The 12,791-nt window shown below is 63.1% G+C and carries 12 protein-coding genes and 1 pseudogene; 5 read left to right on the plus strand and 8 right to left on the minus strand.

The window, feature by feature from the left end:
• Positions 1 to 20: 20 nt before the first annotated feature.
• Genes ABJ363_05650 through puuE form a run of 3 tightly spaced genes read right to left on the minus strand, consistent with a single transcriptional unit; the run spans position 21 to position 2,975 of the window.
• A complete protein-coding gene (locus ABJ363_05650; protein ID MEP4378466.1) occupies positions 21 to 521 on the minus strand; it encodes an ureidoglycolate lyase in 501 nt (166 codons plus the stop codon).
• The gene (gene alc / locus ABJ363_05655; protein MEP4378467.1) at positions 518 to 1,561 is read right to left on the minus strand and encodes an allantoicase; all 1,044 of its coding nucleotides are present in this window, start codon (positions 1,559 to 1,561) and stop codon (positions 518 to 520) included. The genes ABJ363_05650 and alc overlap by 4 nt, the downstream gene beginning before the upstream one ends.
• Positions 1,554 to 2,975, minus strand: a complete 1,422-nt coding sequence (gene puuE, locus ABJ363_05660; protein ID MEP4378468.1) for an allantoinase PuuE — start codon at positions 2,973 to 2,975, stop codon at positions 1,554 to 1,556. Before puuE ends, alc begins: the two co-directional genes overlap by 8 nt.
• A 165-nt stretch (positions 2,976 to 3,140) precedes the next feature.
• On the opposite strand from puuE, the gene uraH reads away from it, so the two are divergent.
• Entirely contained in the window at positions 3,141 to 3,506 is a 366-nt protein-coding gene (uraH, locus tag ABJ363_05665; GenBank protein MEP4378469.1) for a hydroxyisourate hydrolase, read from the plus strand.
• Positions 3,507 to 3,558: 52 nt separating this feature from the next.
• Positions 3,559 to 4,812, plus strand: a complete 1,254-nt coding sequence (locus ABJ363_05670) for a urate hydroxylase PuuD (GenBank protein ID MEP4378470.1) — start codon at positions 3,559 to 3,561, stop codon at positions 4,810 to 4,812.
• Between the two features lie 39 nt (positions 4,813 to 4,851).
• Here the strand turns inward: ABJ363_05670 and ABJ363_05675 are convergent, their stop codons facing one another.
• Both ABJ363_05675 and ABJ363_05680 read right to left on the minus strand, forming a co-directional pair.
• Entirely contained in the window at positions 4,852 to 5,451 is a 600-nt protein-coding gene (locus tag ABJ363_05675; GenBank protein ID MEP4378471.1) for a UbiX family flavin prenyltransferase, read from the minus strand.
• Positions 5,448 to 5,627 (minus strand): annotated as a pseudogene (locus ABJ363_05680) (Rdx family protein). The gene ABJ363_05675 and the pseudogene ABJ363_05680 overlap by 4 nt, the downstream one beginning before the upstream one ends.
• Positions 5,628 to 5,769: 142 nt before the next feature.
• Between ABJ363_05680 and ABJ363_05685 the strand changes: the two are divergent.
• The gene (locus ABJ363_05685; protein ID MEP4378472.1) at positions 5,770 to 6,099 is read left to right on the plus strand and encodes a c-type cytochrome; all 330 of its coding nucleotides are present in this window, start codon (positions 5,770 to 5,772) and stop codon (positions 6,097 to 6,099) included.
• 40 nt (positions 6,100 to 6,139) lie between these two features.
• On the opposite strand, the gene ABJ363_05690 is transcribed toward ABJ363_05685, so the two are convergent.
• Genes ABJ363_05690 through ABJ363_05700 form a run of 3 tightly spaced genes read right to left on the minus strand, consistent with a single transcriptional unit; the run spans position 6,140 to position 8,746 of the window.
• Complete coding sequence (locus tag ABJ363_05690; GenBank protein MEP4378473.1) at positions 6,140 to 6,970, minus strand: LOG family protein; 831 nt, start codon at positions 6,968 to 6,970, stop codon at positions 6,140 to 6,142.
• Positions 6,971 to 7,006: 36 nt separating this feature from the next.
• Positions 7,007 to 7,861 carry a VOC family protein gene (locus ABJ363_05695; GenBank protein ID MEP4378474.1) on the minus strand — a complete coding sequence of 285 codons (855 nt, stop codon included), beginning with the start codon at positions 7,859 to 7,861 and terminating at the stop codon, positions 7,007 to 7,009.
• Between the two features lie 18 nt (positions 7,862 to 7,879).
• Positions 7,880 to 8,746, minus strand: coding sequence for a VOC family protein (locus tag ABJ363_05700; GenBank protein ID MEP4378475.1), 867 nt, complete (start codon positions 8,744 to 8,746; stop codon positions 7,880 to 7,882).
• Between the two features lie 231 nt (positions 8,747 to 8,977).
• Between ABJ363_05700 and ABJ363_05705 the strand changes: the two genes are divergently transcribed.
• Both ABJ363_05705 and ABJ363_05710 read left to right on the plus strand, forming a co-directional pair.
• Positions 8,978 to 12,346 (plus strand): PAS domain S-box protein, encoded by a 3,369-nt coding sequence (locus ABJ363_05705; protein MEP4378476.1) that lies wholly within the window; start codon positions 8,978 to 8,980, stop codon positions 12,344 to 12,346.
• Positions 12,347 to 12,790 (plus strand): response regulator, encoded by a 444-nt coding sequence (locus ABJ363_05710; protein ID MEP4378477.1) that lies wholly within the window; start codon positions 12,347 to 12,349, stop codon positions 12,788 to 12,790. It abuts the gene before it with no gap.
• Position 12,791: the final 1 nt, after the last annotated feature.

A 12,791-nucleotide genomic window follows, 5' to 3' on the forward strand; every position in this document is an offset into this window, starting at 1 on the left:
CGTACGAGTGCCGATCTGCGTCAGCCTTCGGTTCCTGTTATCTCGTAGGGTTCGTCGAACCAGTGCTCCTCCAGATTTTCCCCGGGGCCGATCCTGTCGACCACGGCGAACAGCCCGGGTTCGTGGAGCGGCGTGAGGACGCCGTGCCATGTCCCCCGGTGGTAGTTGACGCCCTGACCGGGACTGGTCACGAACGCCTCGGGTTCGTGCGGGCTGCCGTTCAGGTCCCCCGCGACGATCACGAGAAACGGGTCCGCAGACATGGGCAGGAATGCCTGACTGCCGAGCGGATGCCGTTCCATCAAATCCAGCACATACGGTAGCGCGCGCGCCGTGGCCTTGAACACGCTGATTCCGGCACGCCCGCCGTCATTCTTTAGGTCGAGACCGGCGCGGTCGTGAAACCGTCCGCACATGCCCTGGTTGATCATCATGTCCGGGTCGCCCGCCGCCTCGATCACGTCGCCATAGGGCGCGAAGGCTCCGGCCGTCAGCGGCGCGATGGCAATCGTGCGGCTCATGCAACCCGGCCGAACAGGCGCAGCCGGCTGACCCCGCCGTCAGGGAAGATGTTGAGGCGCACATGGGTCGCGGTGCCCAGCTCGGCCACCTGATCGTCGACGAACTCGTGGACCGCGTCGGCGGAAAGCTTCTGCCGGTCGAGCAGGGTCGGCCAGTCTTCTGCGGCCGCAATGGCGTCATCGCCGATATCGATGCCGAGCTTCCCCAGGTCGATCGCCTGGATCGAACAGCTGTCCGGGTAGTTGCCCTTGAAATAGGCGGTGTCGACGACGGCGCGTGAAATCGTGCCGCGCATGCCGAGCGCGAGGATGATCCAGTCATGTCCCGGCCCGCGCCGTCGCCGCGTCTCCCAGCCGTCGCCCATATTCTGGCCCCGGCCGGGTGTGAGCAGGCGATGATAGGTACCGTAATGGGCGTCGGAGAAGCCGACGACCCGCCCGCCGTTCAGCGTCGCGACCAGGTCGATGTCGCGGCCCTTGAGCGATGCCGGGTCGAGATACGGCGCGCCGAACACCCGCAGCCGGGCGACTCCGCCATCGGGGTGAATATGAAACCGAAGATGGCTCCATACATTGTCGTCGCCGCAGGGCAGGAGATGGTGGGAGTCCGGTTCCAGATGCTGCATCGGCAACAGCTCGGTCCAGGCCGTGTCGTCATCGGGGTCGCCGTCGGACCGGCAGGCCTCGATCCGGCATTCGGGCGGGTGATTGCCGGTGAAGAATGATGTATCCACGTCAAACCCGTCGATCGTGCCCGGCACGGCCAGCGCGAAGATCGCGTGGTCATGGCCGCCGTCGCGCCGTCGGCGCGTTTCCCACCCGTCCATCCATTTTCCGTGATCGTCATACTTGTCGGGAATGAAGACCGGGTTCGAATCCTGCAGCATGCGGGCCAGCGGTGCGAAGAACTCGTCGCTCGCCGATATGGCCCGGGCACCCAGGCCCGCGGAAGCGAGATTGATGCCCTTGCGGGCGAATGCCGGAAGATCCCGGGACTCGATGGCGGGCTGATAATCCCGGTTGGCAATCGTCTCAATCATCTAGCAAATCCTTCAGGCGCAGCTGCGTAATCTTTTCGACCTGGCGGCAGGCCTCGTCGAATTCGGTTGGACGGTCATGGCCGACCCGGCGCTCGAACGCCGCGAGGATGTCGGCCTTGTTCAGGCCCTTCACCGCGATGATGAACGGGAAGCCGAATTTGTCGCGGTAGGTCGTGTTGAGCTGTTCGAAATGGCCGCGCTCGTCGTCGGTCAGCGCGTCGAGCCCGGCCGACGCCTGTTCGGCGGTGGATTCGTTCGTCAGTCGCCTGGCCTGCGCCAGCTTGCCGGCGAGATCCGGATGGGCGGTCAGCACGCCCAGGCGTTCGTCTTCGTTCGCGGCCCGGAATGCCCGCGCCATGGCGCCGTGCAGCCCGGTCGCCGTGTCGTGGGCGGGCCCAAGTTCCATGGCGTGGGCGCGCTCGGCGACCCAGGGCGAATGTTCGAAGATGCCGCCATAGTTGGCGATGAACGCATCCTTCGACAGCGTCGAGGGGCGTCCGGTCAAATCTGGCGCGGGGAAATGTTCGTGCCAGTGGCGTGCGATGTCGACCCGGCGGGCAAACCAGACGGCGTCGTGTGATTTTACGTATTCGACGAAGCGCTTGAGCGCCTGGATGCGGCCCGGGCGGCCGACGATCCGGCAGTGCAGGCCGACCGAAAGCATTTTCGGCGCGCCGGCCTCACCCTCCGCATACAGCGCGTCGAAGCTGTCCTTGAGATAGGTGAAGAACTGGTCGCCGGAATTGAAGCCTTGCGCCGTGGCAAAGCGCATGTCGTTGGCCTCCAGCGTATAGGGCACCACCAGCAGCGGCTTGCTGCCGGCCATGTGCCAGTAGGGCAGGTCGTCGGCATAGCTGTCGGCGGTGTAGGCGAAGCCGCCGATGTCGGCGAGCAGGTCGAGCGTGCTTGCCGTCCCCCGGCCGGTGTACCAGCCCAGCGGGCGTTCCCCGGTGGCCTCGGTGTGAATGCGGATGCCTTCCTCGATCAGACGCCGTTCCTCCTCGACGGGGAAGTCCTTCCACTCGATCCATTTATGGCCGTGGCTGGCGATCTCCCAACCGGCGTCCTGCATTGCCGCGGTCTGGCCCGGCGAGCGCTTCAGCGCGGTGCCGACCGCATAGACCGTGATGGGGATATCGGCCTCGGTGAACAGCCGGTGCAGGCGCCAGAACCCGGCGCGCGCGCCATACTCATACATGGTCTCGATGTTCCAGTGGCGCTGTCCGGGCCAGGGTTGGGCGCCGACGACCTCTGACAGGAACGCCTCCGACGCGGCATCGCCATGCAGGATGTTGTTCTCGCCGCCTTCTTCGTAATTCATCACGAACTGGACGGCGATGCGCGCACCGTTCGGCCATTGCGGGTCGGGCGGCGTGGCGCCATAGCCATGCAGGTCACGTGGATAGCGGTTCAAGTTTGTCCCCCTCGGCAAACCGACAGTTCGTATAATCGACAAAAATATGTTCGATTTTCAAAACGATACCGAAAAACGTATATCGAAACACGGGTTCCGATTCGATGTTTTAGGTGGTTGGATTGAATCCTGCCGAACGCAGGACGAAACAAAAGGGAATAGCCGATGACCGCTGACGGCGGATATTTGACGACCCATGTTCTGGACACCGCGCGTGGCGTGCCGGCCGCGGGGCTGCGCATCGAACTGTTCCGTCTTGCCGGGGACGGTCGTGAGGCCATCGGCAGCTTCGAGACCAACGCCGACGGACGCACCGACGCGCCGGTTCTCCCGGCCGGGGATTTTGCGACCGGCGAGTATGAGCTTGTCTTTCATGCCGGGGCCTATATCGCGCGGTCCGGGGCGGCCCTGGCCGAGGGTGTCTTCCTCGACACTGTGCCGATCCGCTTCACGATTGCCGACGCGGGCGCGCATTATCATGTGCCACTGCTGCTCTCGCCCTATGGCTACGCGACCTATCGCGGCAGCTGACGGGCATGAACCGAAAACGCGCGCCCCGTAGGCGGCGCAACAGAAGGGGATTTTGATGGAAACGGCGCTTGTAATGGAATGGCTGTCCTTCGCGGCGCGATGGTTTCACGTCATCGCGGGCATCGCGTGGATCGGCTCGTCCTTCTATTTCATCGCGCTCGATCTGGGCTTGCGCAGATCGCCGGATCTGCCCGAGGGCGTTTCCGGCGAGGAGTGGCAGGTCCATGGCGGCGGCTTCTATCACATCCGGAAATACATGGTCGCGCCGGCCACGCTGCCGGAGCATCTGATCTGGTTCAAATGGGAATCCTACTGGGCCTGGATGTCGGGCTTCATCCTGCTGGTGCTGGTCTACTATATGGGGGCCGAGCTCTTTCTGGTCGATCCCGACGTGCTCGACATCTCGCCGGCGGTCGGCATCGCGATCTCGTTCGGCTCGCTGGTCTTCGGCTGGATCGCCTACGATCTCATCTGCAAGAGCCCGCTGGGGCGCAACACCACCACCTTGATGCTGCTTTTGTATGTGCTGCTAGTCATCATGGCCTGGGGCTACACGCAGGTGTTCACGCCGCGCGCGGCCTTCCTGCATCTGGGTGCCTTCACCGCCACGATCATGTCGGCGAACGTGTTCATCACCATCATCCCGAGCCAGCGCATCGTCGTCGCCGACCTGAAGGCCGGGCGCACCCCGGACGCGAAGCACGGCCTCCTCGCCAAGCAGCGCTCGCTGCATAACAACTACCTGACCCTGCCGGTCGTGTTCCTGATGTTGTCGAACCATTATCCCCAAGCCTTCGCGACCGAGTTCAGCTGGGTGATCGCCAGCCTGATCTTCCTGATGGGTGTGACCATCCGGCACTATTTCAACACGATGCATGCGGGCAAGGGCAGCCCGATCTGGACCTGGGGCGCCACGGTGATGCTCTTCATCATCATCATGTGGCTGTCGGCCTTTTCCACATTGTTCGAGACGGATGTCGAGGAAAGCACGCAGCTCACGCCGTCGCAGCAGCGTTTCGCCGAGGCGCCGGCCTTCCACGAGGTGCGCAACATCGTGCAGGGACGCTGCGCCATGTGCCACGCGTCGGTTACCGCCTATGAGGGCATCATCAAGGCGCCCAAGGGCGTCAAGCTCGAGACCGACCGCCAGATCGCGGCCTATGCCCGCGACATTTACCTCCAGGCCGGCCACACCCGCGCGATGCCGCCGGCGAATGTCTCGTTCATGGAAGACGACGAGCGGCGGCTGATCGTCGAGTGGTACCGCTCGGTCGCGGGCAAGCGGTTCGCCGCGTTCCGGGATTAGCCATTTGTCCGGGGAATGCGCGACGCGGAACTCGGAATCCTAGCCGGGTGCGCCGCTCCAGCGTTCGAGCAGGTCATGCTCGATCCCGAACAGATCGAGCGCCCGGCCCACCGTGTGGTCGATCATGTCCGCGATGGTCTCGGGCCGGGGGTAGAAGGCGGGCATCGGCGGCATGATCACGGCGCCGATCTCCGAGGCCTGCGTCAGGGCACGCAGATGGCCCGTGTGGAGCGGGCTCTCGCGCACCATCAGCACGAGCCGGCGGCGTTCCTTGAGCGTCACATCCGCCGCGCGGGTCAGCAATGTCTGGGTCGCGCCGGACGCGATCTCGGCGGCCGACTTCACGGCACAGGGTGCGACGATCATGCCCAGGGTGATCATCGAGCCCGACGCGATGGCCGCACCGATGTCGTTGGGCGCGTAGACCTTGTCGGCCAACGCGTACAAATCGTCGCGGCTCAGGTCGGTCTCGTAGCCGAGGGTCATCAGCCCGGGGCGGCTGACCACCAGATGGCTTTCCACATCGGTGTCGCGCAGGGCCTCGAGCAGGCGGATGCCATAGACGATGCCCGTGGCGCCCGAGATGCCGACGATCAGGCGGCGCGGTTCACCGGGCGGAAAATACGGGTCTTGTGTCACGCGCCGTCGGCGGGCGCGGCCAGCGCGCGCACTTCGTCATCGTCGGGGAAACGCGCGGTGTCGAGTTTCGAGAACAGAAGATCGCCATCGCGGGTGATTTCGAACGCGCTGGTGCGTCCGGGCACGATCTCGACGGTCGCACCAAGTTGTTCGAGCTGGTCCCTCGCACGGAGCGCACGCGGCTCGTAGTTTCACATTCGGCAGTATTCGATCCGGAAGTTCATCTGGCTCACCTGTTGGACGCGTTGTGATGGTTCATAAGGTCTGCGATTGACCTAACGCAACCGGAAAGCTGGGTGGTCCGCTAGAATCACCATTATGCGCATAGTTGCGGCAAAATTTCTGGCCCTGTCCATCGTCATGACGGCGTCTATGGTGAACCCCGCCGCCGGGCAGGACGAGCGCGAACGGCGGGCCGGCGAGCAGCTGTCGCGGGATTTGTGCGCGGCATGCCACATCGTTTCCGAGAACCAGCGCGGGCCCGTGCTCGACGGCATGCCGTCCTTCCCTGAGCTGGCACGTTCGAAACGCACGAATGCCCAGCTGCGGGCCTGGCTTACGGACCCCCATCCGCCGATGCCCGCGCTCCCCCTGTCCGAGCGCGAGATCGCCAGCGTCATCGCCTATATCCGTTCTTTCTCGGACTGAACCGGCCATTCCCCTACAACTCATGGGGCGGCGTTTCGGTCTAGAGCGCGACGCCGGGCTCGTCGAGACCGTGGGCGGTCAGCTCGCGTGTGATGTGCTCATAGGCATCGTCGACGGAGTCGGTCCGGTGGAACAGGTCGATATCGCCTGCGCTGATGGTGCCGAACTCGATCAGCGCTTCCATGTCGATCACCCGGTCCCAGAATTCATGCCCGAACAGGACGACCGGTAGGCGCTTCTTGATCTTCTGGGTCTGCACGAGGGTCAGGATCTCGAACAGCTCGTCCAGGGTCCCGAACCCGCCCGGAAACAGGACGACCGCCTTGGCGGGGTAGGTGAACCAGAACTTCCGCATGAAGAAATAGTGGAACATCATGTTCAGCTCGCGGCTGACATAGGGGTTCTCGAAATCCTCGAACGGCAACGAGATCGTCAGGCCGATATTCATGCCCTTGGCCTCGGAGGCGCCGCGGTTCGCGGCCTCCATGATTCCCGGCCCGCCGCCGGTGCAGACGACGAAGCGGCGCTTGTCCTCGCCCAGCCCCTTCGACCATTCCGTAAGCTTGAACGCGAGCGTCCGGGCGGCCTCGTAATAGACCGACATGCGTTCGGCCCGGGCGGCCGCTTCGGCGTCACCCTCGCCACGCGCGGCCGCGGCAGCCATGGCCGCGGCGTCTTCGGCCGACTTGATGCGGGCCGACCCCATGAACACGATGGTGTCGTCGATCTCGTGATGCTCGAAACGGCTGAGCGGCTCCTGATACTCCGCCAGGATGCGGATCGCGCGCGCGTCCCGGCTGTGCAGGAAGTCCGGGTTCTCATATGCCTTCGGTGGCATGGCGGTGGGTTTTGCCGGTTGGTCGTCGCTCATGGCGCGGCTTCCTTTGTGGTGGGAACGCGATGCAGCCTAGCGATCGCTGAATTCCGGGATGTTCGGACGCGCGCCCCACATGCAGAAGGACTCGTCCTTGAACGGAAGCTGGCGCGGTCGCCAGGTCTCGTCCACGTTCCGCACCCCGCACGAATATTCATACGTCATCCCGTCGGGACCTTCGTAGTAGAGGAACATCGCGCCCGACGTGGGGTGGCGACCGGGCCCGAACCTGATCTGGACCTGATGCTCGGTCAGGAAATAGTTGGACCGCATGATGTCGTCGATGCTCTCGACCTGGAAATTGATGTGCTGGATGCCGGCATGGTCGGTCGGGAACAGGGCAATCCGGTGATGCACCGCGTCGAACGACATCAGTGCCGCATCCCCGATCCGGTCATTCGCCCGGATGTTGAACAGCCCCGACCAGAATTTTTCATCCCGCACCGGGTCGGTCGTCTTGATGCCGATATGGCTGAAATCCGTGATGCCCGCATCGCGTGACGGAAAATAGCGCCGGCCCGAATGAAACGGCCGGACCACGAGATCGACGGAATTTCCCGTCGGATCGGTGAAATTAAAGAACCCCATGACCCGTCGCGCCGCCGCCTCGGCCTCGCTGCCACGGCGCACCGCCACACCGGCGGCCTCCAAACCGCTCGCCGCCGCGTCGAGTTCTTCGAAGGTCGCGACTTCCAGGCCGAACACGTGATCGGCCGGGTCACCCTCGAAATAACAGATGTTGTGATCGCGGTGATCGCCGCGCAGATAGACCTGGCCGTCGGCGCGGTCGACCTCTTCGAGCCCGATGAAGTCCCTGGCGAATGCGACGGTCGATTCCAGGTTGGCGGTGCCAAGCCGGCAGTAACGGATGTCGACGATGTTGATCATTGGCTTGGTTCCCGATCCCTATTCGGCGGTCTTGGGGCCTTCGAGCACGCTGAGGTCGGGCTTCGAGCCCCAGGCGCAGAAAGACGCGTCGTTGACCGGGAACTGGCGGGCCCGCCAGCTGTCGTCGACCATGCGCACCCCGCACGAATATTCATAGATCATGTCGTCCGGGCCGTAGAAATACAGGAATCGCGCGCCCGACAGCGAATGCCGGCCCGGGCCGGCCTGGATGCGCACCTGGTGGTCGCGCAGGAAATAGTTGGACCGCATGACGTCGTCCGTCTCGGTGACCTGGAAGTTGATATGCTGGATGCCCGGCCGGTCCGAGGGGAACAGCGCATAGCGGTGATGCACCGCGTCGAACGTCATCAACGCTGACCAGCCGATCCAGTCGCTCGTCTTGAAGTTGAAAACTTCGGACCAGAATTTTTCCGCCGCGCGCGGGTCGGTCACCCGTAATCCGATATGGCTGAACTCGTTGATTCCCGCATCGCGGCCGGGAAAATAGCGGTGGCCGGCAGCGAACGGCCGGACGGTCAGGTCGATCGAATTGCCGCTGGGGTCTTTGAAATTGATGTACGCCATGCAGCGCCGGGCGGCGGCCTCGTCGTCGGTGCCGCGATGCACCTCGAGTCCGGCTGCCGTCAGCGCGCTCTCGGCCGCGTCGAGCACCTCGAAATCTTCGAGTTCGAGACCCAGCGTGTGATCCGTCGGATCGCCCTGGAAGTAGCAGATATTATGGTCGCGATCGTCGCCGCGCATGAAGGCGAAGCCGTTTTCACGTCCGACCACTTCCAGCCCGATCATGTCGGTGCCGAATTTGACCGTCTCGTCCAGATCGGCTGTTCCCAGCCGGCAATATCGAAAGCCCACAACATTGATCACGGCGACCCTCCCGGTTCCGGGCGCAGTCTATCGGACTTGCATGTTCGTGACGACTGTCCCGGGGGTCAGTGGGCGCGAATTTCTAGCCTTTCGACCGGCGCCGCGTCATTTTATTAGGCGAATGTTAAAGAAGGGCCGGATATCTTCGGGTTGCGGAATTCCGCGTGTTTCGCCCCCGCGAATCGTGGCGGTCCCGAATGAGAGGTGTGCCTTTTGTCTTCCAATCTGGATATGAGAGCCGACGACGACACAGCGGGTGTTTCGGGTGTGTCGGAGGATTTGTTCGCCCCCCTCGCGGCGGCGTTCTCTCATGTCCAGGATTCTGCGATCATCTATTCCGCCGAGGCCGAGATTGTCGTCTGGAACGCGGGCGCCGAGGCCCTGTTTGGCTACTCCTTCGACGAGGCGCGTCGCAGCGATGTGAGCTTCCTGTCTCCGCCCGATGAACCCGGCGGCTCGCTGAGCCTGTTCGCGCGCGCGCTGTCGGGGCAACCCATCGCCCCGCGGCAGGTCGAGCGGATACGCAAGGACGGATCGCGCGTGCGGGTTTCCGTGCGCGTAACTCCGCTCGAGAATGCCGCCGGCGATGTCTTCGGCGTTCTCTTCCTGGCGCGCGATGTGTCGTTCGAAATGAAGCGCGAGCAGCGCCTGACGGAGTTGATGCTGCGCGAGCGCGATATTGCGACGTTGGTGCCGGACGCGATCTACGTGCATCGCGAGGGAACAATTCTGTGGGCGAACCCGGCCGCGATCGAGATGTTCGGGGCGCAATCCCAGACGGATTTTATCGGGCGATCGGCCTGGGACCTGATCGACCCCGAAGACCTGCCGCGGGTCCTTGAAACATATTCCGACTACGGCGCCGTGAACGCTTCGAAGCCCATATATGTTCGCCGGCGCCGGCTGGACGGTGAGGAGTTTCCGTCGGAAGGGCATGGGGCCGGGATCACGTGGGAAGATGAACCCGCCACGCTCATGGTCGTGCGCGACCTCAGCGACCACGTGCGGACCGCCTCGGCGCTGGTCGAAAGCGAGGAGCGCCAGCGCGATTTCGCCGACATCAGCCCCGACGCTGTTATCGTGCATGTCGAGGGCGAGATCGTGTTTGCGAACGAGGCGGCCACCGAGATGTTCGCTGCAACCGACCCCGAACAGTTGATCGGACTTCAGAATTCAAGCCTCGTGACCCCGGCGGACTGGGCGCGCGTCACCGAAAGCTGGGAGCCGGGTCCGACGACGGGTGGATCGGACTTCCTGCTGGTTGAGCAAGTCCGCCTCGACGGCTCCACATTCCCCGGTCAGGGGCGTTCCAAGCCGATTGTCTGGAACGGGAAGGACGCCTTGCTGGTGGTGATTCGCGATGTCGCCGACCAGGTCGAGAGCGCCGCGGCACTGCGTGAGGCCGAGGCGCGCCAGCGGGATTTCGCGGCCATCAGCCCGGACGCCATGCTGGTTCACGTGAACGGCGAGATCGTGTTCGTGAACGCTGCCGCACTGCGCATGTTCGGTGCCGAAGCCGAGGCCGAGCTCGTCGGCCGCCCGGTGATGGACACCATCCATCCCGATGACCGCGCGGCGCTTCAGGCCAATATCGACACCACGGTCCGCGACGGGGGCGCGGATTTCTTCGAGGTTCGCCGCGTCCGGCTGGACGGCACCAGCTTCCTGGGAGAGGGCCGGTTCCAGACCATCGAGTGGCAGGGTGAGACCGGTGTTCTCGTCGTTATTCGTGACGTTACCGAGAAAGTTGCGGCGCAAAGCGCATTGCTCGAAAGCGAAGAGCGCTACCGCCAGATCGTGGATGTAAATCCGGACGCGGTTCTGGTGCATGTTGAGGACCGGATCGTCTTCGCCAACAGGGCCGCCGCCAGCGTGCTGGGGGCGTCGGGTGTGCCCGACCTTGTTGGCCGTCGCATCAACGATATTGTACCCGCCGAAGAACGCGCTCGCGCGGCGGAGCGGCGGGAAAGCATCCGCGCCGACGGCATCGTGCCGCTCCGGACCCTGCCGCGGTTGCGCCTCGATGGCACCGAGTTCATGGCCGATGTAATCGGCAGTCAGTATATCTGGGATGGTGTGCCCGCCATCCTCACCATCATGCGTGATATCACGGAGCGCATCGAGGCGGAGGCCGCCCTCCGCGAAAGCGAAGAGCGGCACCGCCGGATTGTCGAGACGATTCCCGATGCGGTCCTGATTCACGTTGACGACGAAATCGTCTTCGCCAACGGAACGTCGGTCGAACTTCTCCGCGCGGGTGGTGAAGCCAACCTCCTGGGCCGCTCGATCGAAGAGCTGATCCCCGAGCGCTTCCGGGCGCGTGCGAGCGCGCGTCGGAAACTGGCGTTCGATCAGGGCAACATAAGATCTTCCGCCAAGGAACGGCTCCGCCTCGACGGTAGTGAATTTATCGCCGATGTGTCGGCCAGCCGATATGTCTGGAAAGGCCGGCCCGCAATTCTCACGATCCTTCGCGACGTGACCGACCGGGTCGAGACCGAACAGGTTCGATTGGCGCTTGAAGAACGCAATCGACGTATTCTCGAACTATCACCGGAAGCGATCTTCGTTCACTGCGCCGGGGTGATCGAGTACGCCAATCGGGCGGCTGTGCAGATGTTCGGCGCGGGGCGTGTCGAAAGCCTTCTGGGTCGCGAGGTCATGGACCTGGTCCACCCGGATGATCATGTGAATGTCCGAGAAATCCGCAAGAGAATGACCGATAATCGCAACGTGATCCCCGAGTCAGAATATCGACGCCTGCGACTGGACGGGACAGAATTCTATACCCGAGCCACCGGTACGATCATCGACTGGGACGGCGCCGAAGGCTATCTCGTGATCGCCCGCGACATCACCGAGGAACGCGCGGCGCAAGAGGAAATACGTTTGCGGACCGAAGACCTCGAGCGCGCAAATGAAGAGCTGGAGCGCTTCGCTTATGTGGCGTCGCACGATCTGAAGGAGCCGCTGCGTATGGTGTCGAGTTTCTGCGGCCTGCTGCAGGAACGCTATGCGGATCAGCTCGATGAACAGGCCGGTGAGTTCATCGGCTTTGCCGTGGACGGCGCCCAGCGCATGCAGGGGTTGATCGACGACCTGATGAAGCTGTCGCGAACGGGAACGGCAGATATATCCGCAATACAGGTCGATTTGAATGAGGTTCTGGACGATGTGAGGCTCAATCTGGGTGCCCAGATCGAGGAAGCCGGGGCCGACGTCCGAACTGAAACCCTGCCCACTGTGCTGGGTGATCGCACGCTTTTGATGCAGTTGTTTCAGAATCTCATATCGAACGGGATAAAGTTTCGTTCGGAGGCGCTACCGGTTATCGACGTTCATGCGCAGGCGGAGGGCGATTTTTATGCGTTTTCAGTCTCGGATAACGGGATCGGCATGAATTCCAAGCATCATGAGCAGGTATTTGAAGTCTTCAAGACGCTCAACCCGAGAGGCAAGTTCGAGGGCAATGGCGTCGGATTGTCAATTTGCAAGAAAGTCGTGGAGAGACATGGCGGCAGGATGTGGGTAGATTCGGTGCCGGGTCAGGGGACCTGTTTCTGGTTTACCTTGCCGTTTGCGAATGTGGAGAAGGAGTAGATGAGTATGTCGGTTTCGGATCACGACATCCTGCTCGTCGAGGACAGTCCGGGCGATGTGATGCTCGTCCGCGAGGCGTTTGCGGGGCTGGAGCAGCCCGGCGCGCTCCATGTGGTCAACGATGGCGGTTCGGCTCTCGATTTCCTCAGGCGGGACGGCGACTTCGCCTCCGTGCCGGTACCCGACCTGATCATGCTGGACCTGAATTTGCCGGTTCTGGACGGTCGCGAGGTCCTGCGTGAAATCAAGAATCATCCCGACTGGCGGCGGATTCCCGTCGCCGTCCTCAGTACATCCGACAATGAGGACGATATCCGGGCCAGCTATGACCTCCAAGCCAACTGCTACATCGTGAAGCCGATGGACCTTGCGAGCTTTCGCAGGGCCATGGGCGCGCTTAACGAGTTCTGGTTGTCGGTTGTGAAATTCCCGCCCAAACACTAAA

The sequence above is a fragment of the Alphaproteobacteria bacterium genome (assembly GCA_039980135.1).
Classification (GTDB): Bacteria; Pseudomonadota; Alphaproteobacteria; order UBA6615; family UBA6615; genus UBA8079.

What these genes read in the sequence shown, in the direction of transcription:
- ABJ363_05650 (MEP4378466.1), bottom strand. Translation starts at nt 521, where the DNA reads ATGAGCCGCACGATTGCCATCGCGCCGCTGACGGCCGGAGCCTTCGCG.
- alc (MEP4378467.1), bottom strand. Translation starts at nt 1,561, where the DNA reads ATGATTGAGACGATTGCCAACCGGGATTATCAGCCCGCCATCGAGTCC.
- uraH (MEP4378469.1), top strand. Translation starts at nt 3,141, where the DNA reads ATGACCGCTGACGGCGGATATTTGACGACCCATGTTCTGGACACCGCG.
- ABJ363_05685 (MEP4378472.1), top strand. Translation starts at nt 5,770, where the DNA reads ATGCGCATAGTTGCGGCAAAATTTCTGGCCCTGTCCATCGTCATGACG.
- ABJ363_05690 (MEP4378473.1), bottom strand. Translation starts at nt 6,970, where the DNA reads ATGAGCGACGACCAACCGGCAAAACCCACCGCCATGCCACCGAAGGCA.
- ABJ363_05695 (MEP4378474.1), bottom strand. Translation starts at nt 7,861, where the DNA reads ATGATCAACATCGTCGACATCCGTTACTGCCGGCTTGGCACCGCCAAC.
- ABJ363_05705 (MEP4378476.1), top strand. Translation starts at nt 8,978, where the DNA reads ATGAGAGCCGACGACGACACAGCGGGTGTTTCGGGTGTGTCGGAGGAT.
- ABJ363_05710 (MEP4378477.1), top strand. Translation starts at nt 12,347, where the DNA reads ATGAGTATGTCGGTTTCGGATCACGACATCCTGCTCGTCGAGGACAGT.